The organism is Rhodopseudomonas pseudopalustris, from assembly GCF_900110435.1.
Classification (GTDB): Bacteria; Pseudomonadota; Alphaproteobacteria; order Rhizobiales; family Xanthobacteraceae; genus Rhodopseudomonas; species Rhodopseudomonas pseudopalustris.
Map to the genome: position 1 here is coordinate 415058 of NZ_FODT01000002.1, position 26038 is coordinate 441095.

A 26038-nucleotide genomic window follows, 5' to 3' on the forward strand; every position below is an offset into this window, starting at 1 on the left:
GATTCAGAACCGGAGCTCTAACTCTCTGTTCTGACGCGTTTTCTTGACGCGAACCGGCATCCACTTCGCTTGAAACGCTATAGCCTTCCCCGGATGCGATCCGCCATCGGCCGGCCGGGCCGCGATCAGTCGTCACGGCCGGGCAGTTGCGGCGCGTCGTCGGGCGTCAGATGTTCTTTGAGGACCAGACCCACGATCAGGAGCGGGGAGGCAAGGAAGCCGCCCATCGGGCCCCACAGCCAGGTCCAGAACGCCAGCGCGATGAACACAGCGAGCGCGTTCAGCTCCAGCCGCCGACCGATGATGGTCGGGGTGATGAAATGGCCTTCGACGAAGGTCAGGAGGACGAAGCCGATCGGCGCCAGCAGGCCTTCGCCCATCGTCGGCATACTGATGATTCCGACCAACGTCAGAATGACGAACATCACGACCGGCCCGATCACCGGGATGAAATTCAGCGTCGCCGCGAGCGCCCCGAGCCCGGCCGGATTGGGCATCCCGGCGAGCGCGCAGATCACGCCGGTCGCCGCCCCGTAGCACAGGTTGATCACCGTCACGGTGAGCAGATAGCCGCCCAGGCTCTGCTCGATCTCGTTGAGGATCCGCAGCATCCGCAGCCGCGCGTCGCGGCCGCCGAAATTCATCACCAGCGCGCGGCGCAGGTCCTTCCAGGTGGCAATGAACAGCACCAAGGTGACCAGGAACAGCAGGAACTCGGTGAGGGTCGGCGACAGGAATTCGACGGTCGGCTGCATCCAGTCGATCTGCGGCATCTGGATCGGCGTCGACGGCAGCTCCGAGCCGCCCATAGCCGATTGCAATTGCCGCCAGAACGCCATCGGCCGCTCGAAGAAGGTCAGCTTGTCGCGCAGGATGGCGCCGAGCTCCGGCAGGCGGCTGGTCCAGTCGATCAGCGGCACCGAGATCAGCGCCACCATGAAGCCAACGCCGGCCAGCGCCAGTCCGACGATCAGCACCGCGCTGACCGCGCGTGGAATACGCCCGCGCTCCATATAGGTCGCCGCCGGCGACAGCATGGTGCCGACCACGAAGGCGGTTACGATCGGCAGGAAGAACGGCTTGGCGACATAGAGGAGGCCGATCACCACGACGATCAGCAGGGCCACCAGCGCGAACGCGACGATTTCGGTTCGCCGGATCAGCGGCGGCCGCTCTTCCTTGCTGTCGGGGAGCGGAGCGCCTGCAGGCTCGACGGGAAGACTTCGCACAATCACCCACCCAGCTTCTGCGTTCGAGATCGCATTGACGACGTGCCGCGCCCGGCTCTCAGCCGCGGCGTGGTACCGCGATAACTCGGCGGCTTAACATCAACTCGTCGCGAAAGTTCCAGAGCTCAACGGCCCGCGGCCCGGCGTGCCCGCAAGCGCCTGCCGGGCGGCGCGGAACGCTTATGACCACATCGCGTTGATTGGCGGCATCTCAAACGATGCAACGCAAATTCGGGGACATCGCCATGATTACTTCCGGGATCGCATCGCGACGAAGTTCGATGGCTCCGTTGTTGGCCTTCGCGGCCGCCATTCTGCTGACTGCCGCGCTTCCTGGCGGAGCATCGGCGCAGATGCTGGGCTACGCGGCCGCGCCACAGGCCGGTCCGTTCGAGGCCGACGACGAGATCATGGCCGCCCCGCCCCGGACGGCGTCGCCCGACGAAGCCGTCGGCGGCGATGACGCGCAACTCGCTGACCGGCTACGGCGGCAGGTCGTCGCCTATGACGGCAACCAGCCGGCCGGCACCATCGTGATCGATACCGCGAACACCTATCTCTATTACGTGCTGGGCGGCGGCCGGGCGATCCGCTACGGCGTCGGCGTCGGCCGCGAGGGCTTCACCTGGGCGGGGACGCAGACCATCACCCGCAAGGCTGAATGGCCGGATTGGCATCCGCCGGCCCAGATGATTGCGCGCCAGCCCTATCTGCCGCGCTTCATGGCTGGAGGCCCCGGCAATCCGCTCGGCGCGCGGGCGATGTATCTCGGATCGACCCAGTATCGCATCCACGGCACCAACGATCCCTCGACCATCGGCAAGTACGTCTCGTCGGGATGCATCCGGCTCACCAATGAGGACGTCGCCGACCTGTTCAGCCGCGCCAATATCGGCGCCCGGGTTGTCGTGCTGCCGAAATCGTCGCCGAACCGCGAGGCCCGCAAGGCCCGGCCCGACCGGCAGGCGATGATCATTTCGGTTTCGTCGGTCGACTAGAGCAAAATGACTCATCTTCGGATCGTCATCCCGTTCAAGATTCTTGTTCGAGCATGATCGTTTCCGAAAGCCGTTGCCCGGTTGTCGCGATCGCGCTCTCTTTCACCACGGACCGGAGGTCCAGGATGCGCCGCTCTGCTGCGAGAATAATCGGGATTGGATGCGTCGCGTGGCTGTCGGTGGCGGGCATGGAATCGGGCGCGCAGGCACAGGACTTTTTCTCGGCGCTGTTCCATGGATCTCAACCGTCGACGCGCGGCTATGCGCCGGAGCGCGCAATTCCGTTCGCCATCGAAGGCGACTATGCGCCACGCCTGCCTCGCTCCAGCCCGCGCGCTTACAGCCCGCGCGTGCACGCCAGCGGCGGTCAGGCCTATTGCGTCCGGACTTGCGACGGGCGTTATTTCCCGATCTCGGCCACAGGCGGAGAGAGCAAGAACGAGACTTGCAGCAGTCTGTGTCCCGCGAGCGACACGAAGGTAGTTTATGGCTCGGGCATCGATGGTGCCCGCACGTCGAGCGGCAAGTCGTATTCGGAACTACCGAACGCTTTCAAGTATCGCACCGAGATCGTGGCCGGCTGCACCTGTAACGGCAAGGATCATTTCGGCCTGGCGCAGATCAAGATCGAAGACGATCCGACCGTGCGCAAGGGCGACATCGTCGCGAGCGAGGACGGCCTGAAGGTCGCCGGAAGAACCGACCGCCGCGAAGGCGCGGTCAATTTCTCGCCTGCGCCGGCGTCGATCCGCGCCGTTTATGGCAGGGCGCCTGTGGTGGCGGCGAACTGAGCCGCATCATTGCGGCACTGAGCGGTCCTCCGCCGACCCCATCGCAATCAGTTCCAATCGTGGAACCGTCGCGCGTTCACTTCGTTATTGCAGCGCGGGCAAGGGCTCGGGCTGAAAGGATTCTACGATGCTGATCGGTATTCTGATTACGTTTCTGGTCGTCATTCTGGTCTTGTATCTCATCAATCTGCTGCCGCTCGACGGCCGCGCCAAACAGATCGCGCGCGTCGTCGTCATCATCATCGGCATCATCTCGCTGCTGAAATATCTGGCGGTGTTTTAGAGCGTTCCGGTTCTGATAGATCAGAACCGGAGCTCTCATACCAAAAGCCTTAAATATCGAACCACTCAACGTCATCCTGAGGTGTCCGGTATGCCGCGCTCCTGCGCGGCGCACCGGACCTCGAAGGATGAGCCACGGTGACTGTCGCCGCATCCTTCGAGGCTCGCTACGCTCGCACCTCAGGATGACGACCGCTCTAGGATGTCTAACGAAGAAAGCCCCGGCGTCATCGCCGGGGCTTTCTTGTTCAGCGCATCGCGCGCCGATCAGGGCAGGGATTTGAACCAGGCGTCGACGTCGGTGCGAACCTGCTCCTTGGCGAAGCCATAGCGCTCCTGCAGCTTGCCTTCGAGCTGGTCGCGGCGGCCGGCGATCACATCGAGATCGTCGTCGGTGAGTTTGCCCCACTTCTCTTTGACGTTCCCCTTGAACTGCTTCCAGTTGCCTTCAACGCGGTCCCAATTCATCGTCAACTCCTCTTGTTCGTATGCAGGACAACGGACCGCTGCGAGCAAGGTTCCCGACATGTGATCGGGCAAGGTTCGCTTCGATCGCCGGCTCAAATCATTCAATCCCAAACAAAAAAAACCTCCCCCGCGAGGGAGAGGTTTTGTCGTGTGAGGGTCGGCGGACCGACCGATCAGTGTGGTATCTGGATCAGCGTAGATCCTGCAGATGCGCGGCCTTGGCTTCGCGGCGACGGATATGCAGGATGAATTCGGTGTAGCCGTTCGGCTGCTCGCGGCCCTTGAAGATCAGGTCGCAGGCGGCCTCGAAGGCGACGCCGTCGAAATCCGGCGCCATCGGCCGGTACAGCGGATCGCTGGCGTTCTGCTTGTCGACGACGGCGGCCATCCGCTTCAGCGATTCCAGCACCTGCTCCTTGGTGACGACGCCGTGATGCAGCCAGTTCGCCAGATGCTGGCTGGAGATGCGCAGCGTCGCGCGGTCTTCCATCAAGCCGACATCGTGGATGTCCGGCACCTTGGAGCAGCCGACGCCCTGGTCGATCCAGCGCACGACATAGCCGAGGATGCCCTGGCAGTTGTTGTCGATCTCCTGGCGGACGTCGTCCGGCGCCCAGTTCGATTGCGACACCGGAATGGTGAGGATGTCGTCGAGCTTGGCGCGCGGTCCGCCCTTCTGCAGTTCCTGCTGACGGGCGATGACGTCGACCTGGTGATAGTGCAGCGCGTGCAGCGTCGCGGCGGTCGGCGACGGCACCCAGGCGGTGGTGGCGCCGGCCTGCGGATGGCCGATCTTCTGCGTCAGCATGTCGGCCATCTTGTCCGGCGCCGCCCACATGCCCTTGCCGATCTGGGCGTGGCCGGGCAGGCCGTCGATCAGGCCGGTATCGACGTTCCAGTCTTCATAGGCCTTGATCCAGGGCTGCGCCTTCATCTCGTTCTTGCGGATCATCGGACCCGCTTCCATCGAGGTGTGGATCTCGTCGCCGGTGCGGTCGAGGAAGCCGGTGTTGATGAACACGATCCGCTTCGACGCATTCTGAATGCAGGCCTTGAGGTTCACCGTGGTGCGGCGCTCCTCGTCCATGATGCCGACCTTCAGCGTGTTGTCGTTCAGGCCGATCATCTTCTCGACGCGGCCGAACAGTTCGCAGGTCAGCGCCACTTCGTCCGGGCCGTGCATCTTCGGCTTGACGATGTAGACCGAGCCGCTGCGGCTGTTGCGGGTCTTGCCGAGCGCCTTGAGGTCGTGGATCGCGATCAGGCCGGAGACGGCGGCGTCGAGGAAGCCTTCCGGAATCTCCGCGCCGTCGGCGTCGAGCACCGCGTCGGTCCACATGTGATGGCCGACATTGCGCATCAGCAACAGGCTGCGGCCGTGCAGCGTGATGTCCTTGCCGTCGGGGCCGGTATAGGTGCGGTCGCCGTTCAGCGCGCGAGTGACGGTCTTGCCGCCCTTGTCGAAACTCTCCGACAGCGTGCCGTCCATCAGGCCGAGCACGTTACGATAGATCAGCACCTTGTCTTCGGCGTCGACCGCCGCGACCGAGTCTTCCATGTCGAGGATGGTCGACACCGCGGACTCGATCACCAGGTCGGCGACGCCGGCCGGATCGTCCTTGCCGATGGTGTTGGCGCGGTCGATCCTGATCTCGATGTGCAGGCCGTTATTGACCAGCAGCACCGCATTCGGCGACGCGGCGTCGCCCAGATAGCCGGCGAACTGCTCAGGCTTCTTCAGGCCGGTGGCGTTGCCGCTCTTCAGCTTGGCCGAGAACTGGCCGGCGATCACGCTGTAGGCGGTGACGTCGCTGTGGCTGCCGGCGACCAGCGGCGCGGCCTGGTCGAGGAACGCCTTGGCCTTGGCGATCACCTTGTCGCCGCGCGCCTTGTCGTAGCCCTTGGCCTGAGTGGCTTCCTGCGGGATCGCATCGGTGCCGTAGAACGCATCATACAGCGAGCCCCAGCGCGCATTCGCCGCGTTCAGCGCGTAGCGCGCGTTCGACAGCGGCACCACGAGCTGCGGGCCGCACAGCTTGCCGATCTCCTCGTCGACATTGGCGGTCTCGACCGCAACCGTCGCCGGCTCCGGCTGCAGATAGCCGATCTCCTTGAGGAAGGCGGTGTAGACCGCGAGATCCTGCTTCTTGCCCTTGTTGGCGAGGTGCCAGGCGTCGATTTTGGCCTGGAGATCGTCGCGCGTCGTCAGCGCCTTACGGAGCTTGGGCGTCAGGTCGCGGACGATGGCCGCGAGCCCGGCCCAGAATGCGTCGGGCGCGACGCCGGTCTTCGGCGCGGCCTCCTTGGCGATGAAGTCGAACAGGACAGGCGCAATTTTCAAGCCGTGGGCGTCGATACGATTCATATGAGGATGTCTCGCGAGAAAGGGCGCCAAGGGGCGGCCGTTTCAGGGGTCAAAATGAGCCGATGACCGCGGAGAGGCGGCCTCGGGAGGCCTCTTTTAGCGCCAAAGGCGAGGGCTTTGGAAGGCCCCCTCGGCGAGGGCGCCGGATCAGGGCTGCGGACGCTCGTCGCCGGCCAGCCGCTCCAGCAGCATTTTCAGCAGGATGGTGACCACCGCCACGGCCGTCAAAGTGGTCGCGGCGGCGAATGCGCCTGCGACATTATAGTCCTGGTACAGCAGCTCGATCTGCAGCGGCAGCGTGGTGGTCTGGCCGCGGACATTGCCGGACACCACCGAAACCGCGCCGAATTCGCCCAGCACGCGCGCGTTGCACAGAATTGCGCCGTACAGCATCGCCCAGCGGATGTTCGGCAGTGTGACGCGGAAGAAGGTGGCGAACCCGCCTGCGCCGAGGGTGACGGCGGCCTCTTCCTCGTCGGTTCCCTGAACCTGCATCAGCGGGATCAACTCCCGGGCGACGTAAGGGGCGGTGACGAACATGCTGGCGAGCACGATGCCGGGCAGCGCGAACATCACCTTGAGGTCGAACTGGTCGAGCAGCGGCCCGAACAGGCCCTGCGAGCCATAGACGAACAGATAGGCGACGCCGGCGACGATCGGCGAGATCGAGTAGGGCAGTTCGATCAGCGCAATCAGCAAAGTACGGCCGGGGAACTCGAACTTGGTAACGGTCCAGGCCGCGGCGACGCCGAACAGAATGTTGATCGGCACCGCGATCAGCGCGGTGATCGTGGTCAGCCACATCGCGTGCAGCGTGCCGGGATCGCCGAGATTGCGCAGGAAGACCCCGACGCCCTGCGCGAAGGCCGAGCTGAGGATCACCGCCAGGGGCGCGATCAGGATGAACAGCGTCACCACCGCGACCACGCTCAGCACGACGAAGCGCGCGACCGGGCCGGCCCCGACCGGCGTGACCATCCAGTCCGCTTTTGCAGCGCGTCGCGGTTTCGCCATCACGCGTTGCCCCGTCCGAGATAGCGGAGCTGCCAGGCTTGAACCGCGTTGGTGACGATCAGCATGGCGAAAGCCATCGCCAGCATCACGGTCGCAATCGCCGCGGCCGCCGGGTAGTCGTATTCCTCGAGCCGGATGAAGGCGAGCAGAGCGACGATCTCGGTCTTCATCGGCTGGTTGCCGGCGATGAAGATCACCGCGCCGAACTCGCCGAGGCTGCGCGCGAACGCCAGCGAGCAACCGGCCAGCAGCGCGGGAAAGATCGATGGAAAGATGATCCGCGACAGGATCTGCAGATCGCTGGCGCCGAGCGAGCGGCTGGCTTCCTCGACGTCGCTGCCGAGATCCTCGATCACCGGCTGCACGGTGCGCACCACGAAGGGAATGCTGGTGAACGCCATGGCGATCGCGATGCCGAACGGGGTGTAGACCACACTCACGCCGAGCGGCTCGAGCGCTGCGCCGAACCAGCCGGTCTTCGAGAACAAAGCGGTCAGCGCCAGACCCGCGACCGCGGTCGGCAGCGCGAACGGCACGTCGACCAGCGCGTCGAGCAGGCGCTTGCCGGGAAACTGATAGCGCGCCAGAACCCAGGCGAGCAGCAGACCGTAGATCGCGTTGAACACCGTCGCAGCCAGCGCCATCGTCACCGTCAGCCGGATCGCCGCCAGCGTGCGCGGCGACGACAGGATCGCCCAGAGCTGCGCCGGGCCGATGTCGGAGGCCTTCAGAATCAGCGCGCACAGCGGCAGCAGCACGATCGCGCCGAGATACAGCACGGTGATGCCGAGGCTGAGGCCAAATCCGGGAATGACGCTGCGTCGCAAGGCGAGTTGTATCCGATCCGCAGTTGGCGGTTAGTCGACGAGCACAAAACTCAAATTGTCATTCCGGGATGCGCCGCGGGAGCGGCGCAGACCCGGAATCCCGAGATGTTGCAAAGAGAGATTCCGGGTTCACGAGCTGCGCTCGTGCCCCGGAATGACGAACTCTATTGCAGCGACAGCTGTTCACCGTCCGCCGAACAGCTGATCGAGCTTGGCGCCGGAGGCGAGGTGCGCGGCGTTGAGCCTGTCCCAGCCGCCGAATTCGTCCTCGACCCGGTACAGCTTCACCTCCGGGAACTTGTCCTTGAACTTCTCGATCACGGCCTTGTCTTGCACGCGGTTATACGCCTTGGCGAGGATGGTCTGGCCCTCGGGCGAATACAGATATTCGAGATAGGCGGTGGCGAGCGCGCGGGTACCGTGCTTGTCGGCGTATTTGTCGACCACGCTGACCGGGAATTCGGCCAGCAGGCTGGTCGGCGGCACCACGACTTGATACTTGTCGGCTCCGGCGAGGTCGCGGATCGAGCTGGTTTCGGCCTCGAAAGTGATCAGCACGTCGCCGGTCTGACGCTCGACGAAGGTCGTCGTCGCGGCGCGGCCGCCGGTGTCGAACACCGGCACATTGGCGAACAGCTTCTTGATAAACGCGTCGGCCTCCGCCTCGTTGCCGTATTTCTGCTTCGCGAAGGCATAGGCCGCCAGATAGGTATAGCGGCCGTTGCCCGAGGTCTTCGGGTTCGGGAAGATCACCTTGACGTCCGGCTTCACCAGATCGTCCCAATCCTTGATCCCTTTCGGGTTGCCGGCGCGAACCAGAAACGCCGGCAGCGAATAATACGGCGAGGAATTGTTCGGCAGCCGCTTCGCCCAGTCGGCCGGGATCAGCTTGCCTTTGTCATGCAGCACCTGGACGTCGGTGACCTGGTTGAAGGTCACGACGTCGGCTTCGAGTCCTTCGAGGATCGATCGCGCCTGCCGGGACGAGCCGCCATGCGACTGGTTGATGGCGATGTCCTGTCCGGTTTTCGCCTTCCATTGCGGAATGAACGCCGCGTTGATCTCGGCGTAGAGCTCGCGGGAGATGTCGTAGGAGACGTTGAGCAGCGTGGTCGGCGTCTGCGCCTGCGCAGGCAGCGCGGTTACGAGCGCGCCGACACCAGCGAACAATGCAAGGGCGAAACGGTTCACGGGAACTCCTATTGTTGGCCTACGGCATCAGGCGTCGGCGAGAAGCGACCCCTTCGCATGAAAAAAGTGGAGCTTCGAAGCCTCGGTTCGATCGCGCCGATTGTGGTCAGATAGTCGAGCTAATCGCGCGTGTGAAGCGGCCGGCGCCGGAACAACGCCGCCGCGGTGAAGGCGCGGAGCAGACCGCGGCGCGGGCCGGAGAATGGTTGTCTCCCGCAACTGACCTGGAGGGATGGAAATTCCACACTGCTCTGCGGCAGTGCAAAGGATTGGTTTTCTTTCGGCGAGACTTGTAACGACTCCAGGTAGAAAATAATTCTGGCGAACCCCGTCGGGGCAACGGAGCTGTGATGCGTTTCCTTCCGGTCTTTCTCGATCTCGCGGCAGGGCCGGTGGTGCTGGTTGGCGCCGGAGAGATGGCGCGCGCCAAGATGCGGCTGCTGTTGTCGGCCGGCGCGGCGATCCGCTGGTACGTGACTGACGGCGATCGCGACCTCGCCGGCCTCGGCGAGGCCGACCGCGCGCGGGTGACATTCGCCGACGGCGATCCGCGTGACGCCGATCTGTCCGGCGCGATCGCGTTGCTGTGTGCGGGCGCCGGCGACATCGCGGCAACGCTCGCCGTCAAGGCCCGTGCGCTTGGCGTGCCGGTCAATGTGATGGACGAACTGTCGCATTCAACTTTCATCTTCCCGGCGATCGTCGATCGCGGCGATGTGGTGGTCGCGGTCGGCACCGGCGGCGCCTCGCCGGTGGTGGCGCGGCGCGTGCGCGAGATGATCGAGAAGATGCTGCCGGCGCGGATCGGCGATCTCGCGGCGCTGATCGGCCGCTGGCGCCATCCGATCAAGGGGCGGCTTCCGGAGTTTCCGCTGCGCCGCCGGTTCTGGGAGCGCGTCGTCGATGGACCGATCGGCAAGGCCGTGCTGGACGGCCGGCTCGCCGAGGCGGAAGACCAGTTGAAGATGATCGGCGATCCGTCGGCCTATGCGCGCGGCTCTGAATCGGGACATGCCGAGGGCCACGTCACGCTGGTCGGCGCCGGTCCCGGCGATCCCGATCTGCTGACGATCAAGGCACTGCGCGCGCTGCAGGACGCCGACGTGGTGTTCTACGACGAGCTGGTGTCGCCCGAGATTCTCGACCGCATCCGCCGCGACGCCGCGCGCGTCCCGGTCGGCCGCCGTATCGGCAAACCGGGGATCGGCCAGGATGCTATCAACACGCTGCTGATCGAAGCCGCGCAGGCCGGTCAGCGCGCGGTGCGGCTGAAGGGCGGCGATCCGTTCGTGTTCGGCCGCGGCGGCGAAGAGATCGAGGCGCTGCGCGACGCCGGCGTGTCGTATTCGGTGGTGCCCGGCATCAGCGCCGGCCTCGGCGCCGCCGCGCAGTTCGAAGTGCCGCTGACCTATCGTCACGAGGCGCTGCGCATCACCTTCCTCACCGCGCACAAGGCCAGAGACGCCGAGGCGGTCGACTGGTCGGCGCTGATCGACGAGAAGATGACCATCGTCGTCTATATGGGCATGACCGCCGCGGCGACCGTTCGCGAAGGCCTGCTCGACGCGGGGCGTTCGCCGCAGACGCCGGTCGGCGTGTTCGCGCGGGTGACGCGGCCGGACGCCAGCGCCGCGGTCGGCACGCTCGACGACTTGCCGGCCTTGGTCGATCAGGTCGGGGCCGGCCCGGCGATCCTGGTGATCGGCGACGTCGTCGCGCATTCGGCGCCGTGGCGCCAGCAACAACTCCAGCAACTCTTGTCGACCTATCAGGTGGCCGCCGAATGACCTCTCCGCTGCAACAGAAGATCAAGATCACCGGCCCGTCGGTCGTGACGGCGAACCGCACCTTCGACGGCGTCGTGATCTACCGCACTGGCGCGCAGGGCTGGTCGACCGATCTGACGGAGGCTGCGATCGTGCGTGAGGCGGCGACGGCGCGCGCGTTGCTCGCCGAATCCGTCGCCGACGATGTCGGCGCGGTCGGCGCCTATATCGCACCGGTGAAGATCGACGACGCCGGCGTCATCATTCCCGGCAATCTGCGCGAACAGATCCGCAAAAGCGGCGTCACCATCGCGCTGCCCGCTCAGGCCTAAGGTTCTTCAATGTACGCATATGACGACATCGACCGCACGCTGGTCAACGAACGGGTCGCCGAATTTCGCGACCAGGTGCAGCGCAGGCTCAGCGGCGAACTGACCGAGGACGAGTTCAAGGTCCTGCGGCTGATGAACGGAGTCTATCTGCAACTCCACGCCTATATGTTCCGCGTCGCGATTCCCTACGGCACGCTGTCGTCGCCGCAATTGCGCAAGCTCGCCCATGTCGCGCGCAAATACGACCGCGGCTACGGCCACTTCACCACGCGGCAGAACATCCAGTTCAACTGGATCGCGCTCGCCGATCTGCCGGACGCGCTGGCCGACCTCGCCGAGGTCGGCATCCATGCGATGCAGACCTCGGGCAACTGCACCCGCAACGTCACCGCCGACCAATGGGGCGGCGTCGCGCCCGACGAGGTCGAGGACCCGCGGGTGTGGGCGGAGATCCTGCGTCAGCACACCTCGCTGCATCCGGAATTCTCGTTTCTGCCGCGCAAGTTCAAATTCGCAATCACCGCGGCCGATCACGACCGCGCCGCTATCAAGGTCCACGACATCGGGCTGCGGCTGCGCAAGAACGATTCCGGCGAGACCGGCTTCGAAGTGCTGGTCGGCGGTGGCCTCGGCCGCTCGCCGTTCATCGGCAAGACCATCAAGGCGTTCGTCCCCGGCCGCGATATCCTCAGCTATGTCGAGGCGATCCTGCGCGTCTACAATCAGTACGGCCGCCGCGACAACATCTATAAAGCGCGGATCAAGATCCTGGTGCACGAACTCGGCATCGAGAAATTCGCCGCCGAGGTCGAACAGGCGTGGCGCCCGATCGCCGACGGACCGCTGACGCTCGATGACGAGATGATCGCGGACATCCGCTCGCGCTTCATCTATCCGGCCTACGAAAAGCTGCCGGCGATGCCGGACGAATTGCGCAAGGCTGCGCACGACGCCCGCTTCGAGGCGTGGCGCAAGAACTCGGTCGCGCCGCATCGCGAGCCGGGCTACGCCATCGTCACGCTGTCGCTGAAGCCGGTCGGCGGCCCGCCCGGCGACGCCACCGCCGATCAGATGGATGCGATCGCCGATCTCGCCGATAAATACTCGTTCGGCGAAATCCGCGTCGGCCACGAACAGAATCTGGCGCTGCCGCATGTCGCCAAGCGCGACCTGCCGGCGCTGTGGACTGCGCTCGACGCGATCGGCGTCGCCACGCCGAACGTCAATCTGGTCAGCGACATCATCGCCTGCCCGGGGCTGGACTATTGTTCGCTCGCCAACGCCCGCTCGATCCCGATCGCGCAGGAGTTGACGCGGCGTTTCGCCAATCACGAGACCGCCAATCTGATCGGCCGGCTGCACGTCAATATTTCCGGCTGCATCAACGCCTGCGGCCATCACCATGTCGGCCATATCGGCATTCTCGGCGTCGAAAAGAACGGCGAGGAGTTCTATCAGATCACCATCGGCGGCCGCGCCGACGAGGACGCCCGCGTCGGCGATCTGATCGGCCCCGCGGTGCCTTATGCGGAGGTCGCCGACGTGATCGAGGATATCGTCGAGGCCTATCTGGCGTTGCGCGAAAAGCCGGAAGAATTGTTCGTCGACACCGTCAAGCGGCTCGGCGTCGAACCTTTCAAGGAGCGGGTCTATGCCACTCGTTAAGAACGGCGCGATCGTCGCCGACGACTTCGTCGCGATCGCCGACGACGCCGAACTGCCCGCGGGCGGCGCCGTGCTGATCTCGGCCGCGCGTTTCCTTGCCGACGCCGAGGCGCTGGCGACCCGCAACGCGCCGCTGGGCGTGATCTGGCCGAACAATCGCGACGTCGCCGAGCTTGCGCCATGGCTAGACCGGCTGTCGCTGATCGCGCTGGTGTTCCCCACCTTCAGGGACGGCCGGGCGCACAGCCAGGCGCGGCGGTTGCGCGAGATCGACGGATTCCGCGGCGAGCTGCGCGCCACCGGGCAGATTCTCCGCGATCAGTTCACGTTTCTGCTGCGCAACGGCTTCGACGCCTTCGCCGTCGCCAAGGAGTCGGACGCGCACGCCTTCAGCGAGGCGACGCATCGCTACACCGAATTCTATCAGCCGACCGGCGACGGCCATCTCAGCGCGCTGCAGCGCCGCCGCAAGCGGCACACCGCGGCCGCTACCTAGATCAGGATGACGAATCTTCGAATTGTCGTCCTGCTCTGGATTCCTGATTGAGCACGGTCTTTTCCGGAAACCTGCATCCACGTTTCGGGATCATGCTCTAACCGACCGATACGATCCAAAGCGCTGGCCCGTCTTTGCGAGCAGGTGAGGCCGACGACGCAATTCAGGTCCTGACGGTCTGCCGCCTCTTTGATCTTGCGTTACCGTCGAGCTTGGCTTTCTCTCCGCCGCCATGAGCACGGACCTTCTCGACCGCACCGTCGCAGAGATCGCCGAAGAGATGGCGCAGCGGACCGACCGCGGCGAGGTGGCGAACTACATTCCCGAACTGGCGCGGGTCGATCCGCAGGGCTTCGGCCTCGTGGTGATCGACGCCGATGGCCATGTCGCGGCCGGCGGCGATGCCGATCTGCCGTTCTCGATCCAGAGCATCTCGAAAGTGTTCACCCTGACGCTGGCGCTGGGCAAAGCCGGCGACCGGGTGTGGCGCAGGGTCGGCCGCGAGCCGTCCGGCACGGCGTTCAATTCGATCGTGCAGCTCGAGCGCGAGCGCGGCATTCCGCGCAATCCATTCATCAATGCCGGCGCGATCGCCGTCACCGATCTGATCCTGTCCGGGCATCAGCCGCGCGAGGCGCTCGGCGAAATTCTCCGTTTCATGCAATTTCTCGCCGCGGATTCGGCGATCACGATCGACGAGGCGGTGGCGGCCTCCGAACAGCGCACCGGCTTCCGCAACGCTGCGCTCGCCAATTACATGAAATCCTTCGGCGTGCTCGACAATCCGGTCGACTACACGCTCGGCGTTTATTTCCACCATTGCGCGATCGCGATGAGCTGCCGCCAACTTGCGATGGCCGGGCGCTTCCTCGCGCATAACGGCCGCAACCCGTCGACCGGTCACAACGTGGTGTCGGCGCAGCGGGCGCGGCGCATCAACGCGCTGATGCTGACCTGCGGGCACTACGACGGTTCGGGCGAATTCGCCTATCGGGTCGGTCTGCCGGGCAAAAGCGGGGTGGGCGGGGGCGTGCTGGCCGTGGCGCCTGGCAAGGCCTCGATCGCGGTGTGGTCGCCGGGGCTGGATGCCTCGGGAAATTCTCATCTCGGCCGGATTGCGCTGGAAGCGCTGACCAAGCGGCTGGGCTGGTCGATTTTCGGCGTCTGAGCCGCCGATCCGGGACGAGGGCAAAACAAAGGGCCGAAACGCTTGCACGCCGGCCCTTCGTCAGGTTTCGAAATTCACGCCACGCGGCGTCGCTGGCATCGGTGTCATTGCGGTTTGCGGGTCTGCTCTTCGAGCAACGCTGCTTCGTGGTACCAGCTCGCGCAGGTCAACACATTGTGGGAGCCGGCGTCAGCTACGTTCGGCTCGCGCCGGCTTGGGCCGCTTCGACCGCCGACCGGGAACTGATAGATCTTTGCGGATGTCTGGTTCAGGGGATTCACTGTCTCTCCTTCTCTCCTTCGTTGCATTCACTCGATTGCACTACTCTACATGGTCCGATGATATCGGCCGCGCATATGCGTCGCGCAGAATGCCCAACGAAATATCATCGTTTGCCGAAAACATAGGCAATACGCCGTGCTCTCGCGCTCAGGTTGCTCGGGCAACGTCGCATTGCCGTCTTGGTTGCGAACGAGCAGGAACCATCCTGAGAGATTAAAGCGTGCGCCCGACCGGTTAATTTTTTCCGCGCGTCCGATCCGTTCGAATCCGGAGAGATTCTCGGGATTTCTCTGCCTGCCAAGCCCAGGGAACCGCAGGTTCCACAAAGGCTTGGTCGCGCCTGCGCGAGATTGCCGCAGCCTGTCGGATTCCGGTGCAGCAAATGCTGACTCTGGCACAGCAAATGCTTACGAGTTGCCGGACGCCGACCGCCGGGTAGCGCGGTTCAAAGTCCGCTTCGGGTCAGTTTGCCCTTTGCAGATCAAGAGAGAGAATCGCATGACGAAGTACAAGCTCGAGTACATCTGGCTCGACGGCTACAACCCGCCAAACCTGCGCGGCAAGACCCAGATCAAGGAGTTCGAGATCTTTCCGACGCTCGAACAGCTTCCGTTCTGGGGCTTCGACGGCTCGTCGACGATGCAGGCGGAAGGCCAGACCTCGGACTGCGTGCTGAAGCCGGTGGCGCTCTATCCCGACGCCGCCCGCAAGAACGGCATTCTCGTGATGTGCGAAGTGATGATGCCCGACGGCGTCACCCCGCATCCGTCGAACACGCGCGCGACGATCCTCGACGATGAGGGCGCCTGGTTCGGTTTCGAGCAGGAGTACTTCTTCTACAAGAACGGCCGTCCGCTCGGCTTCCCGGAAGCCGGCTATCCCGCGCCGCAGGGGCCGTATTACACCGGCGTCGGCTTCAAGAACGTCGGTGACGTCGCCCGCCAGATCGTCGAGGAGCATCTCGACCTCTGCCTCGCAGCCGGCATCAACCACGAAGGCATCAACGCCGAAGTGGCGAAAGGCCAGTGGGAATTCCAGATCTTCGGCAAGGGCTCGCGCAAGGCCGCCGACGAGATGTGGATGGCGCGCTATCTCATGCTGCGTCTGACCGAGAAGTACGGCGTCGATATCGAATTCCACTGCAAGCCGCTCGGCGATACCGACTGGAACGGCTCGGGGATGCATTGCAACTTCTCGACCACCTATATGCGCGAGGTCGGGGGCAAGGCGTATTTCGAAGCGCTGATGAAGGCGTTCGACGACAATCTGCACGACCACATCGCCGTCTACGGTCCGGACAACCACATGCGCCTGACCGGCAAGCATGAGACCGCGCCGTGGAACAAGTTCAGCTACGGCGTGGCGGATCGCGGCGCCTCGATCCGCGTCCCGCATTCGTTCGTCAACAACGGCTACAGGGGCTATCTGGAAGACCGCCGCCCGAACTCGCAAGGCGACCCCTACCAGATCGCGTTCCAGGTTCTGAAGACGATCGCCTCGGTTCCTACCTCCAAGATCGCCGCCGCCGCCTGAGCCTCCACGGCGACTGCAAACGCGGCCCGGACGCAAGTCCGGGCCGCCGTCGTTTCGGGGCAGCTTGGCCCGATCTATCTTCACCTTTCAGCCACGGTTCCTGTGCAACAACGGAGCCGCGCGCGGCGGCCGGTGACGGGACCGGCGACGCCGATGCGCGCATGGGGATTGCTGAATGTTGCGTGGGGTGATGGCCGTTCTCGGCCTTCTGCTGCTGGCGGGGTGCGCCGGCGATGTTGGTCCGAGCGTCGAGGCGCCGTCGATGTACGCCAGCATGGCGCGCGAAGGCGCCAGGGTCGACGCGGTCGCCGCGGCGACAATGATCTCGCAATATCGCCAGAACAACGGTCTCGGCGCGGTGGTGGTCGATCCGGCGCTGACGCAGCTCGCCGAAGAGCAGTCGGCGACGATGGCGAAGCGCAACAAGCTCGATCACGACGCCAAGGCGCCTCTGGCGCAGCGGCTCAACGCCTCGGCCTATCCGGCGTCGATCGCGGTCGAGAACGTCTCGGCCGGTTATCACACGCTGGCGGAGGCGTTTTCCGGCTGGCGCGACTCGCCGCCGCATCGCGCGAACATGTTGAAGGGCGGCGTCACCAAGCTCGGCATCGCCGCCAGCTACGCGCCGAACACCAAGTACAAGGTGTTCTGGACCCTGATCCTCGCGTCGACAGAACCGCCGCGCTAGGCCGGGTTTGACTGGAGTTCTCCGGTTGCGCGATTGACGTCGCGGCGCTGGGCCGCGCCGCTGCGGCCTGCCCTGGAGCTGCGCAGCGATCTGGCCTGCGCGATCCTGCACGACGCGGCGCAGGAGAATGCCGTCACCGTGGTGCACCTGATTTACCGCAAACGCGACGACGAGGCGGCGTCCAAGGATTACGATTTCTCCCGCCTCAACATGATCGAACACTGGAAATCCGGCGAGCAGGATGTCTATGTCTCGATGCGCCACGAGGAATGGCAGCGCGGGCCGCAGGACGGCGAGACCATGGTGACCTGGGACCTGACGCGGGATGCATTCAAATAGCGGCCGCCAGCGCCGCTTTCGCAGACGTTCGAACAGGAGCAGATGATGGCTAATCTCACCGGCAAAACCGCGGTCGTGACCGGATCGACCTCGGGCATCGGACTGGCCTATGCGCGCGCCTTCGCCAAGTCCGGCGCCAATGTGGTGCTGAACGGCATGGGCGAGCCTGATGCGATCGAGGCGGCGCGCAAGGCGATCGAGACCGACTTCGCGGTGAAGGCGCTGTATTCGCCGGCCGACATGCTGAAGCCGGCGGAAATCGCCGAGATGATCAAGCTCGGCGAGAAAACCCTCGGCTCGGTCGATATCCTGGTCAACAATGCCGGCATCCAGTTCGTCTCGCCGGTCGAGGATTTTCCGGTCGACAAATGGGACGCGATCATCGCCATCAACCTGTCGTCGGCGTTTCACGGCATCCGCGCCGCGGTGCCCGGCATGAAGAAGCGCGGCTGGGGCCGCATCATCAACACCGCCTCGGCGCATTCGCTGGTCGCCTCGCCGTTCAAGTCGGCCTATGTCGCCGCCAAGCACGGCATCGCCGGCCTGACCAAGACGGTGGCGCTGGAGCTTGCGACCCATAAGATCACCTGCAACTGCATTTCGCCGGGCTATGTCTGGACTCCGCTGGTCGAGAAGCAGATCCCGGATACGATGAAGGCGCGCGGCCTGACCAAGGATCAGGTGATCAACGACGTGCTGCTGCAGGCGCAGCCGACCAAGCAATTCGTCACGTCCGAACAGGTCGCGGCGCTGGCCGTCTATCTGTGCGGCGACGACGCCAGCCAGATCACCGGCGCCAACCTCTCGATGGACGGCGGCTGGACCGCGGCGTAGCGCAAGCGGCGCTGTCGTCCTTACGGGGACGACAGCGGCCGTCGCGATGTATGCCGGATGTGCAGGATCTCGATCTGGTTCTGCCGCAACCGATAGAAAATCCGAAACGGGTAGCGAATCACGGCTACCGTCCGGACATTGGATCGTTGTGAGACTCGAGGTGCCGAGTTGGGTGATTTGGCGATCCGGTCGATGACATCCTCGATCCGTCGGCCGATCGATCGGGCGATGGTCGATCCGGCGTTGCCGGTGTAGTCGTCGACGACACGCTCCAGATCGGCGAGAGCCTGTCGCGAAAAGACAACCCTCACTGTCGAAATCGAGCGAAGGCTGTTCTGATTTCCTCGTCGGTCGCCTGCTCGCCTCGATCGAGCGAAGCCATCGCTGCGTCGATCACGTTCAGTTCGTCAGCGCTCGCGAAATACTCGCTGGTCTGCAATTCGCTTTCGATCTGTTCGGCGATTGATGCGAGTTCGTCCCGGGCCGCTTCGGGCCAGGTTTCGGCACGCTCGATCAGGGCTTTGAGGTCCACACTCATGGGGCGAGGCTAGCACGGGAGCCCCTTCGGAGCCAGTCCGCGGACTTCGGCTCAGCCCTTCTTCCCGAACGCCAGGACGTGCAGGCCGAGGCGGCGGCGAACGATCCAGAACAGCAGCACGGTTTCGAAGGTCAGCGCCGCGGAGGTCGCGGCCGCGGCGCCGTAGCCGCCGAATTTCGGCACCAGGGCGAGGCACAGCGCGAGGTTGACTGCGAACGCCAGCGCATAGGCGAGCGCGCAGATGTTCTGATGCCCGAGCATGTTCAGCAGCCGCTCGACCGGCCCGATCGCGGCGCGGACCATCAGCCCGATCGCGGCGACGAACATGATGCCGTAGCCCTCGGTGAATTGCGGGCCGAACAGCCACAGCAGCGGCTTGCCGAGCGCGAGCAGCACCACGGTCGCCGCGAGCGAGGGCCAGAACGTCCAGGCAATCGCGTGCTTCACATAGGCCGCCAGACGTTCCTTGTCGCCGGCGGCGTGATATTCGGTGAAGCGGTGCGCGGTGGTCGCCGACATCGCGTAATGGATGAACGACACCAGCGCCAGCGTCTTGACCACCGCGTAGTAAACCCCGACTTCTTCGGCGGAGCGGAATTGCTGCAGCACCAGCACGTCGGTGTAGGACAGCAGCAGATAGAAGCTCTCGACCAGCAGGATCGGCAACGAGGTGGCGAGCCAGCCGCGGAAATCGTAGGCGCGCGGACCGGCATCGACATGGCGGCCGAGCTTGCGGTTGAGCGCGATCATCTGCCCGATCATCGCGATCCACACCGCCGCGCAGCTCGCCGCCATCGCGGCGACCGCGCCGAGCTGGAAGCCGAGCACGAACAGGCCGGCGGTGAAGCCGATGATCAGCGCCTGCCGGATGATGAACTGCGGCATCAGCCCGAGCGGCATCCAGTCGTGCGAGCGGGCAATGCCGTCCTGGGTATTGGCGACGACGAACGCCGGCAAGGTCAGGCAACCGAGATACAGCGGCAGCACGGTGGCGGAGTCGAGCGACGACGACAGCGCCCAGACCAGGGCCGCCAGCAGCAGCGACGCCAGGCTGGAAGCCGCCAGCGTCGCCCAGCGGCTGCCTGAGAGAAACCCGCGCAACCGGTCGAGGTCGCCGCGCGCGCGATATTCGGGGATGATCTTCTGGGCCGACGCCGAAATGCCGAAATCCAGCATCGATCCCAGCAGCAGGACCCAGGTCCAGACATAGACATAGACGCCGTAGTCGGAGCCGCCCATCCAGCGCGCCAGCAGGATCTGCGCGAGATAGGCCATCCCGGCGCTGATGACGCGGATCAGGAAAATAGTACCGGCGAGGCGATTGGTCAGCGAACGCTCGTTCGCGCCGCCGAACAGCGCAGCGAGCCGCGCCTTCAGCCCGGCGAGCAGCGATGTTGCCGGTGGAGCATCCATGACAGCCAAAGCGAACCCCGAGGGCATGGCCGCGGGTGACCGCGGTAGCCTGATCCCTTTAGCAACCAGATGTTAAGATTGGGTTGGGTGCGGCGGCAGACCACATCACGAATAATTTGCATATTCATCCGCATGGGCGGTGTATCGTGGAAACCGGACGCTCACGGTCGCGTTGATACGCTACCGGTAGTCAAACGCGTTTTCGCTTCCGGACGCGTTCGCGTCGTCGGCGTCAGGACGGTCGTTCGTTACCACTCACGTGCAGGGCAGGATGTTACAATGCCGAAACTCGCTCCGAAGACGATTGGTCTCATCGCTGCGGCGGGCTTCGCCGCCATCGTCGTCGCCGGTCTTCTCAGTATGATCACATCCACCACCTTGGGCTTCTCGGGAGAGGCGGTACGCGAGGGTGCGCTCAATGTGGTGAGTCTGGTCGTCGCGTTTCTGCTCGTCGCCGGAATAGGTCGCCAGCAAAAAGACAAAAGCTGAGCGCTGCAATTATTTAGTCGCTCGTACTGCGACTTTCGTCGGGGTCGTGGAAGCGCAATCAGTATCTCGATATAGGAAGATCGGCGAATCCCGTAAATTATGCTGTGTTCGAGCATTAGACGCATTTTTAGAGCGAACTAACTCTTAAGTTCCTGGCCCGTATTTGTTCGAGGCCGGACCATTGCGGGTTCGGCGTGATCGTTCGCAGCCGGACATTGCCCGTGAAACAAGTCGTAACACCGACCACCGTCGAAGTGTTCTTCGACGCCGACGACATCATTGTCTCCAAGACCGACCTCAAAGGCCGGATCACCTACGCCAACAAAGTATTCACCGATATCTGCGGATACAGCGAAGCAGAGCTGATCGGCCAGCCGCACTCGATCTTGCGCCATCCCGACATGCCGCGCTGCGTGTTCAAGCTGTTGTGGGACACGCTGGCGGAAGGTCGCGAGATCTTCGCCTACGTCAAGAACATGACTCGCAAGGGCGATTACTATTGGGTCTTCGCCCATGTCACGCCGTCTTTCGACGCGAAGGGGCAGGTGATTGGATATCACTCCAATCGCCGGGTGCCGGATCGCCGTGTCGTCGCCGCGCTGGCGCCGGTTTACGCCCAGTTGTGTGAGGTGGAATCCCATCATCGCAACGGCAAGGACGGTCTCGCCGCCGGCTATCGGCATCTGATCGATTTCGTCAAAGCGAAAAATGTGTCCTATGATCAGTTCATCTTCGCTGTCTAACGCGGCCGTCTGTCTCGGCGGCGTGGTCGTTTCCACGCTGACGGCGTCCGTCGGTGTGATGACCGGCGCGCCGCTGTTGCAGCAGATCGGCCTGGTCGCGGCGCTGGTGTTTTGCGGGCTGCTCGGCTGGATGCTGTTGCGGCTCGATCGGACGCTGGTGAATTTCAGCGCGATCTGCGAGCGCATCGCCAATGGCGACTTCGAGGCGCGGATCATCGGCAGCCGGGAAGGCGGTCGGATCGGCGCGCTGCATCACACCTTCAACGACATGATCGACCGCTGCGACGCCTTCGTGCGCGAAGCCAGCGCGGCGATGGGCGCGATCCGTGACGACAAATACTATCGTCACATCCTGCCGGCCGGATTGCGCGGCTCATTGCTGATCGCCAGCCGGACCATCAACGAGGCGATGCAGGTGATCGAGACCCGGGTCGCGGCCTTCAACGCCAACACCACGGAGTTCGAAGGCGCGATCGGCACGGTGATCGACACTGTGTCGTCGGCTTCGAACAATATGGGCGAGACCGCGGGAAGCCTGAACCGCGGCGTCGCCGCTACGCGCGAGCGCGCATTGGCTGTGTCGGCGGCCTCGGAGCAGGCCTCGACCAACATGGAGACGGTGGCGGCGGCGACAACCGAGCTGACAGCGTCCGCGAACGAGATCCTCGGCAGCGTCAATCGCTCGGCCTCGATCGCCAGAACCGCGGTGAGCGCCTCCGACCATGCGCGGGAAACCGTCGGCAGCCTGTCCACCGCAACCGAGCGGATCGGCACCATCGTGCAACTGATCGAAGAGATCGCCTCGCAGACCAATCTGCTGGCGCTGAACGCGACGATCGAGGCCGCGCGCGCCGGCGAGGCGGGCAGGGGCTTCTCGGTGGTGGCTCAGGAAGTGAAGTCGCTTGCGGCGCAGACCGCCAAGGCGACCCACGACATTTCGATGAGCATCGCCGAAGTGCAAGAGACGACCCGCGCCGCGGTCGACGCGATCTCCAGCATCGGCCAGAGCATCGGCGAGGTCGACGCCATCACCGGTCAGGTCGCAATCGCGGTCGAGACGCAGACGGCGGCGACCAGCGAGGTCGCGCGCAACATCGAGCAGGCCTTCGCCGGCATTCGCGACATCTCGTTCAACATCCAGAGCGTGACCGTCAACGTCGCCGAAACCGAGCAACATGCCGGAACCACGCTGACCGCGTCCGGCTCGCTCGCGCAGCAGGCGACGACGCTCGGCGATGCGGTGCGCGACTTCCTGAGGTCGTTGCGGCGGAGCGAAACCGGATCACGCCACGCCGCATGACGTCGCGGGTTCCAGAGTTGATAGTCGATCGCGGCGGCGTTTCGGTGACGACGACGCGGTCCGTACCTTGCCAAGATTTCATCTAGATGAACTCCATCGTCAGCGCTCATTCACCTGCGACTTCCTAGGCTGCCCGCAGTTTCGGAGTTGAATTGAAGGAGGTTGATCCGATGAAACTCAAACTCGCTGTTGCCGCCGCCGCTGCTCTGGGCGCCGTTGCGCTTTCGCCGGGCGTTGCATCCGCCGCAATGCCGAACGGCCTTGCCGGCGCGGCCAACGCGGCCGGCAGCCAGGCCGCCAATGTCGATCAGGTGCGTTACGTCTGTAACGAGTGGGGTCGCTGCTGGTGGCGTCCGAACTCCTACGGCGCCTATGGCCATTATGGCCCGCGGGTCTACGGCGCGCCGCGCTTCTACGGCGGCCCGCGCCATTACGGCCGGCCGGGCTGGCACGGCGGGCGCCGCTGGTAACAGCCTCACTCCATCGGACGGATCGCGGGGCCTTCGGGCCCCGTTGTCGTTCAGGGCGCCTGCTGTTCAGGGAGCCTGTCGTTCCGCGCGCATCTCGCTGACATCGACCCATTCGGCGCCGACCAGTTCCGCCATCCGCCGCGGCGCGATCCGCACCGCGCTGTTGATGGAGCCCGCCGCCGGCAGCACAATGTCGAACGCCTGCAGGGTGATGTCGCAATAGATCGGCAGCGGATCTTTCAGGCCGAACGGGCAGACGCCGCCGACTTCATGACCGGTGAGATCGGCGACCTCGTGCACGCCGAGCATCTTCGGCTTGGCGCCGAACGCCGCCTTGGCCTTCTTGTTGTCGAGCCGCGCCGTGCCGCTGGTCACCACCAGCACGACGCGTTCGCCGACCCGCAACGACAGCGTCTTGGCGATCTGCTCCGGCGGCACGCCATGGGCTTCGGCTGCGAGCGGCACGGTGGCTGAGCTCTTGTCGGATTCCTCGACGGCAATGTCCGGGGCGTGTTGCGCGAACCAGGCGCGAACGGAGTCGAGACTCATGCGATTCCTTCGGCGGCGATTGAAGCCGGCAATCAAGTTCATTCGTCATGGCGAGCAGCACCCGGATCGGCATTTCGTGCCGACCCGTGGGCTCGTGATGACGAAGCGATATCAGATTCCCAGCAGCTTCCGGGCGTTCTGCTTCAGCACCTTCGGGCGAATCTCGTCGCGGATCTCGAGTTTGGCGAAGTCTGCGAGCCATCGGTCCGGGGTGATCACCGGCCAGTCGGAGCCGAACAGCATCTTGTCCTGCAACAGGCCGTTGATGTAGCGCACCAGGATCGGCGGGAAGTATTTCGGCGACCAGCCCGACAGGTCGATATAGACGTTCGGCTTGTGGGTCGCGACCGACAGCGCCTCCTCCTGCCATGGGAAGGAGGGATGCGCGAGGATGATCTTCATGTCGGGGAAGTCAGCGGCGACGTCGTCCATGTAGATCGGGTTGGAGAATTTCAGCCGCATTCCCATGCCGCCCGGCATCCCGGAGCCGACACCGGTCTGGCCGGTGTGGAACAGCGCGATCGCGCCGCCTTCCTGGATCGCTTCATACAGCGGATAAGCGAGGCGATCGTTGGGATAGAAGCCCTGCATCGTCGGGTGAAATTTGAATCCCTTGATGCCGTAATCGGCGATCAGCCGCTTCGCCTCGCGCACCCCGAGCTTGCCCTTGTGCGGATCGATCGAAGCGAACGGAATCAGTACGTCGGAGTTCTGCCGCGTGATCTCGATCATCTCGTCGTTGTTGTAGCGGCGAAAGCCGGTCTCGCGCTCGGCGTCGACCGGGAAGATCACCGCCGCGATTTTCTTGGCGCGATAATAGGCCGCGGTCTCCGGCACGGTCGGCGGATGCTTGTTCGGCGAGCCGAAATACTCCGCCATCCGCGCCTGGAAATCGTCATAGCCGTCGTCGGGGTGCGAGCCGCAGGGCTCCTCGGCGTGGGTGTGGATGTCGATGGCGACGAGGTCGTCGGGGTTCAGCATCGGGTGTTTCCTTGGAGCCTTCTTGGCGGGGCGGATTGGCGGAGCGGTGAATTGATTATATTCTATAATCAATTCACCGGGCTGTGAAGCCGCGCATCGGCGGGGGCGCGCGGCGAAAATGGACCTCGCGCTGGCCAAGGCGGCTCCGTTCGCGTCGTCGGCGAATTTTCCTGCGGAATTGAGGGGATGGGCCGTCCGGTTCGATTGACAGGTCCGGCTCCCCTCGTTAGAAACCGACCGTCCCGGGCGGAGTGCCGCCGGCGGGAAAGGTATATTTTACACCTTCGGCCAGTCCAAAAACGGCCTTTCAAACAGTCAGGAAAGACCCATGAAGGTCCGTAACTCGCTGAAGTCGCTGCGCTCCCGTCATCGGGACAACCGCCTTGTGCGCCGCAAGGGCCGGATCTACGTGATCAACAAGGTGCAGCGCCGCTTCAAGGCCCGCCAGGGCTGATCGCGACCCGGTTGCGCGCAACCTGGTTGCTCGCATCGAGCTTGGTCGCACGCGGCTGAGCTCGTCCGGTGGCCGAACGATGATCCATCACGCCTGTGTGACGCGCGCGCTGCTTTGCAGCGCGTGTCGCTGCGTCTAGACTTCGCGGATGGCTTCTGGATTCTCCGCCTGCCGTCACCTGCCTCGCGCGGCCTTGTTCGCCGCGCTATTGTCGCTGGCTCCTTTTGCCGCGCAGGCGCAGGCGCCTGACGGATCGCCGAAGACCGCGCCTCCGAAACATCATCCGGAAAAGCCGCTCGATGTGCCGCCGTCGCCGCCGGCCAAGCTTCCGCGCGTCGGTGGCGATCAGGTCAAGGGTCTGGATTTCCTGTTCGGCGCGCTGAAGGCGGCGCCGGACCAGGCCAGCGCCAAGCATGTCGAGGCGCGGATCTGGGCGCTGTGGAGCAAGACCCCGAGCGACACTGCCGCGCTGTTGATGGCGCGCTCCAAGGTCGCGGTGGAGGCCAAGCAATACGACGTCGCGGTGAAGCTGCTCGACGCCGTGGTCAAGCTCCGGCCGGATTATGTCGAAGGCTGGAATCGCCGCGCCACCATCTTCTATCTGCAGAACAATTATGTCCGCTCGCTCGGCGATATCGAGCAGGTGCTGATGCGCGAGCCGCGCCATTTCGGCGCGCTGGCCGGCCTCGGCATGATCATGCAGGAGCTGGGCGACGACAAGCGTGCGCTCGAGGCGTTCCGAAAGGCGTTAGTGGTCAACCCGCATCTCGACAAGCTTCCCGACCTCGTGAAGACGCTGTCGGAAAAGGTCGAAGGCCGCGATATCTGAACAG

The 26038-nt window shown here is 64.4% G+C and carries 30 protein-coding genes and 1 pseudogene; 18 read left to right on the forward strand and 13 right to left on the reverse strand.

Annotation, left to right across the window (positions count from 1 at the left end; all coding sequences use genetic code 11):
- Nucleotides 1–125: 125 nt before the first annotated feature.
- Entirely contained in the window at nucleotides 126–1229 is a 1104-nt protein-coding gene (locus BMY71_RS05285; protein WP_139202599.1) for an AI-2E family transporter, read from the reverse strand.
- A gap of 245 nt (nucleotides 1230–1474) precedes the next feature.
- Here BMY71_RS05285 and BMY71_RS05290 point away from each other — a divergent pair, with 245 nt between their 5' ends.
- Entirely contained in the window at nucleotides 1475–2227 is a 753-nt protein-coding gene (locus tag BMY71_RS05290) for a L,D-transpeptidase (protein ID WP_092682469.1), read from the forward strand.
- Nucleotides 2228–2261: 34 nt separating this feature from the next.
- Here BMY71_RS05290 and BMY71_RS24815 read toward each other — a convergent pair whose 3' ends face one another.
- Complete coding sequence (locus BMY71_RS24815) at nucleotides 2262–2417, reverse strand: hypothetical protein (RefSeq protein ID WP_175557602.1); 156 nt, start codon at nucleotides 2415–2417, stop codon at nucleotides 2262–2264.
- On the opposite strand from BMY71_RS24815, the gene BMY71_RS05295 reads away from it, so the two are divergent.
- Complete coding sequence (locus tag BMY71_RS05295) at nucleotides 2353–3018, forward strand: DUF2865 domain-containing protein (RefSeq protein WP_092682214.1); 666 nt, start codon at nucleotides 2353–2355, stop codon at nucleotides 3016–3018. The two genes, BMY71_RS24815 and BMY71_RS05295, sit on opposite strands and share 65 nt — an antisense overlap.
- A gap of 127 nt (nucleotides 3019–3145) precedes the next feature.
- Complete coding sequence (locus tag BMY71_RS05300; RefSeq protein ID WP_011501795.1) at nucleotides 3146–3301, forward strand: Thivi_2564 family membrane protein; 156 nt, start codon at nucleotides 3146–3148, stop codon at nucleotides 3299–3301.
- Nucleotides 3302–3567: 266 nt separating this feature from the next.
- Here the strand turns inward: BMY71_RS05300 and BMY71_RS05305 are convergent, their stop codons facing one another.
- From BMY71_RS05305 to cysP, 5 genes are all read right to left on the reverse strand, one after another.
- On the reverse strand, nucleotides 3568–3768 hold the full coding sequence (locus tag BMY71_RS05305) for a CsbD family protein (RefSeq protein WP_011501796.1): 201 nt from the start codon (nucleotides 3766–3768) through the stop codon (nucleotides 3568–3570).
- A 190-nt stretch (nucleotides 3769–3958) separates the two neighbouring features.
- Nucleotides 3959–6133 carry a malate synthase G gene (locus BMY71_RS05310; RefSeq protein ID WP_092682216.1) on the reverse strand — a complete coding sequence of 725 codons (2175 nt, stop codon included), beginning with the start codon at nucleotides 6131–6133 and terminating at the stop codon, nucleotides 3959–3961.
- Between the two features lie 147 nt (nucleotides 6134–6280).
- Nucleotides 6281–7147, reverse strand: coding sequence for a sulfate ABC transporter permease subunit CysW (cysW, locus tag BMY71_RS05315; protein WP_092682218.1), 867 nt, complete (start codon nucleotides 7145–7147; stop codon nucleotides 6281–6283).
- A complete protein-coding gene (gene cysT / locus BMY71_RS05320) occupies nucleotides 7147–7974 on the reverse strand; it encodes a sulfate ABC transporter permease subunit CysT (RefSeq protein WP_092682220.1) in 828 nt (275 codons plus the stop codon). Before cysT ends, cysW begins: the two co-directional genes overlap by 1 nt.
- Before the next feature lie 183 nt (nucleotides 7975–8157).
- Nucleotides 8158–9165, reverse strand: a complete 1008-nt coding sequence (cysP, locus tag BMY71_RS05325; protein ID WP_092682222.1) for a thiosulfate ABC transporter substrate-binding protein CysP — start codon at nucleotides 9163–9165, stop codon at nucleotides 8158–8160.
- A gap of 350 nt (nucleotides 9166–9515) precedes the next feature.
- On the opposite strand from cysP, the gene cysG reads away from it, so the two are divergent.
- From cysG to BMY71_RS05350, 5 genes are all read left to right on the forward strand, one after another.
- A complete protein-coding gene (gene cysG / locus BMY71_RS05330) occupies nucleotides 9516–10952 on the forward strand; it encodes a siroheme synthase CysG (protein ID WP_092682224.1) in 1437 nt (478 codons plus the stop codon).
- A complete protein-coding gene (locus BMY71_RS05335) occupies nucleotides 10949–11263 on the forward strand; it encodes a DUF2849 domain-containing protein (RefSeq protein ID WP_092682226.1) in 315 nt (104 codons plus the stop codon). The genes cysG and BMY71_RS05335 overlap by 4 nt, the downstream gene beginning before the upstream one ends.
- 9 nt (nucleotides 11264–11272) lie before the next feature.
- Nucleotides 11273–12928 carry a nitrite/sulfite reductase gene (locus BMY71_RS05340; protein WP_092682228.1) on the forward strand — a complete coding sequence of 552 codons (1656 nt, stop codon included), beginning with the start codon at nucleotides 11273–11275 and terminating at the stop codon, nucleotides 12926–12928.
- Nucleotides 12915–13424 carry a DUF934 domain-containing protein gene (locus BMY71_RS05345; RefSeq protein ID WP_092682230.1) on the forward strand — a complete coding sequence of 170 codons (510 nt, stop codon included), beginning with the start codon at nucleotides 12915–12917 and terminating at the stop codon, nucleotides 13422–13424. Before BMY71_RS05340 ends, BMY71_RS05345 begins: the two co-directional genes overlap by 14 nt.
- A 232-nt stretch (nucleotides 13425–13656) precedes the next feature.
- Nucleotides 13657–14592 carry a glutaminase gene (locus tag BMY71_RS05350; RefSeq protein WP_011501805.1) on the forward strand — a complete coding sequence of 312 codons (936 nt, stop codon included), beginning with the start codon at nucleotides 13657–13659 and terminating at the stop codon, nucleotides 14590–14592.
- A gap of 104 nt (nucleotides 14593–14696) precedes the next feature.
- Here the strand turns inward: BMY71_RS05350 and BMY71_RS05355 are convergent, their stop codons facing one another.
- A complete protein-coding gene (locus BMY71_RS05355; RefSeq protein ID WP_175557616.1) occupies nucleotides 14697–14900 on the reverse strand; it encodes a DUF2735 domain-containing protein in 204 nt (67 codons plus the stop codon).
- Nucleotides 14901–15372: 472 nt separating this feature from the next.
- Here BMY71_RS05355 and BMY71_RS05360 point away from each other — a divergent pair, with 472 nt between their 5' ends.
- The 4 genes and pseudogenes from BMY71_RS05360 (at nucleotide 15373) to BMY71_RS05375 (ending at nucleotide 18268) form a co-directional block, all read left to right on the forward strand.
- On the forward strand, nucleotides 15373–16407 hold the full coding sequence (locus BMY71_RS05360) for a glutamine synthetase beta-grasp domain-containing protein (RefSeq protein WP_092682232.1): 1035 nt from the start codon (nucleotides 15373–15375) through the stop codon (nucleotides 16405–16407).
- 175 nt (nucleotides 16408–16582) lie between these two features.
- Nucleotides 16583–17095 (forward strand): CAP domain-containing protein, encoded by a 513-nt coding sequence (locus tag BMY71_RS05365; protein WP_011501808.1) that lies wholly within the window; start codon nucleotides 16583–16585, stop codon nucleotides 17093–17095.
- 75 nt (nucleotides 17096–17170) lie between these two features.
- Nucleotides 17171–17434: pseudogene (locus BMY71_RS05370) on the forward strand (DUF3734 domain-containing protein); the annotation flags it as partial.
- Nucleotides 17435–17479: 45 nt separating this feature from the next.
- Entirely contained in the window at nucleotides 17480–18268 is a 789-nt protein-coding gene (locus BMY71_RS05375) for a 3-hydroxybutyrate dehydrogenase (protein WP_092682471.1), read from the forward strand.
- 20 nt (nucleotides 18269–18288) lie between these two features.
- Here BMY71_RS05375 and BMY71_RS05380 read toward each other — a convergent pair whose 3' ends face one another.
- Genes BMY71_RS05380 through BMY71_RS05390 form a run of 3 tightly spaced genes read right to left on the reverse strand, consistent with a single transcriptional unit; the run spans nucleotide 18289 to nucleotide 20219 of the window.
- Nucleotides 18289–18579: a type II toxin-antitoxin system RelE/ParE family toxin gene (locus tag BMY71_RS05380; protein ID WP_092682234.1), complete on the reverse strand. Its 291-nt coding sequence runs from the start codon at nucleotides 18577–18579 to the stop codon at nucleotides 18289–18291.
- Nucleotides 18576–18806 (reverse strand): hypothetical protein, encoded by a 231-nt coding sequence (locus tag BMY71_RS05385; RefSeq protein ID WP_011501811.1) that lies wholly within the window; start codon nucleotides 18804–18806, stop codon nucleotides 18576–18578. Before BMY71_RS05385 ends, BMY71_RS05380 begins: the two co-directional genes overlap by 4 nt.
- 51 nt (nucleotides 18807–18857) lie before the next feature.
- Nucleotides 18858–20219 (reverse strand): lipopolysaccharide biosynthesis protein, encoded by a 1362-nt coding sequence (locus tag BMY71_RS05390; protein WP_175557617.1) that lies wholly within the window; start codon nucleotides 20217–20219, stop codon nucleotides 18858–18860.
- Between the two features lie 279 nt (nucleotides 20220–20498).
- Between BMY71_RS05390 and BMY71_RS05395 the strand changes: the two genes are divergently transcribed.
- The 4 genes from BMY71_RS05395 (at nucleotide 20499) to BMY71_RS05410 (ending at nucleotide 23221) form a co-directional block, all read left to right on the forward strand.
- Nucleotides 20499–20708 carry a hypothetical protein gene (locus BMY71_RS05395; protein ID WP_041805193.1) on the forward strand — a complete coding sequence of 70 codons (210 nt, stop codon included), beginning with the start codon at nucleotides 20499–20501 and terminating at the stop codon, nucleotides 20706–20708.
- 221 nt (nucleotides 20709–20929) lie between these two features.
- Nucleotides 20930–21451 (forward strand): PAS domain-containing protein, encoded by a 522-nt coding sequence (locus BMY71_RS05400; protein ID WP_092682237.1) that lies wholly within the window; start codon nucleotides 20930–20932, stop codon nucleotides 21449–21451.
- The gene (locus BMY71_RS05405) at nucleotides 21426–22751 is read left to right on the forward strand and encodes a methyl-accepting chemotaxis protein (RefSeq protein ID WP_092682239.1); all 1326 of its coding nucleotides are present in this window, start codon (nucleotides 21426–21428) and stop codon (nucleotides 22749–22751) included. The genes BMY71_RS05400 and BMY71_RS05405 overlap by 26 nt, the downstream gene beginning before the upstream one ends.
- 170 nt (nucleotides 22752–22921) lie before the next feature.
- Nucleotides 22922–23221, forward strand: coding sequence for a hypothetical protein (locus BMY71_RS05410; protein WP_011501816.1), 300 nt, complete (start codon nucleotides 22922–22924; stop codon nucleotides 23219–23221).
- Between the two features lie 66 nt (nucleotides 23222–23287).
- Here BMY71_RS05410 and BMY71_RS05415 read toward each other — a convergent pair whose 3' ends face one another.
- Entirely contained in the window at nucleotides 23288–23770 is a 483-nt protein-coding gene (locus BMY71_RS05415) for a YbaK/EbsC family protein (RefSeq protein ID WP_092682473.1), read from the reverse strand.
- A gap of 111 nt (nucleotides 23771–23881) precedes the next feature.
- The gene (locus BMY71_RS05420) at nucleotides 23882–24751 is read right to left on the reverse strand and encodes an amidohydrolase family protein (protein WP_092682241.1); all 870 of its coding nucleotides are present in this window, start codon (nucleotides 24749–24751) and stop codon (nucleotides 23882–23884) included.
- Between the two features lie 328 nt (nucleotides 24752–25079).
- Here BMY71_RS05420 and ykgO point away from each other — a divergent pair, with 328 nt between their 5' ends.
- Both ykgO and BMY71_RS05430 read left to right on the forward strand, forming a co-directional pair.
- Nucleotides 25080–25205: a type B 50S ribosomal protein L36 gene (gene ykgO / locus BMY71_RS05425; protein ID WP_011501819.1), complete on the forward strand. Its 126-nt coding sequence runs from the start codon at nucleotides 25080–25082 to the stop codon at nucleotides 25203–25205.
- Between the two features lie 148 nt (nucleotides 25206–25353).
- A complete protein-coding gene (locus BMY71_RS05430; RefSeq protein WP_092682243.1) occupies nucleotides 25354–26034 on the forward strand; it encodes a tetratricopeptide repeat protein in 681 nt (226 codons plus the stop codon).
- Nucleotides 26035–26038: the final 4 nt, after the last annotated feature.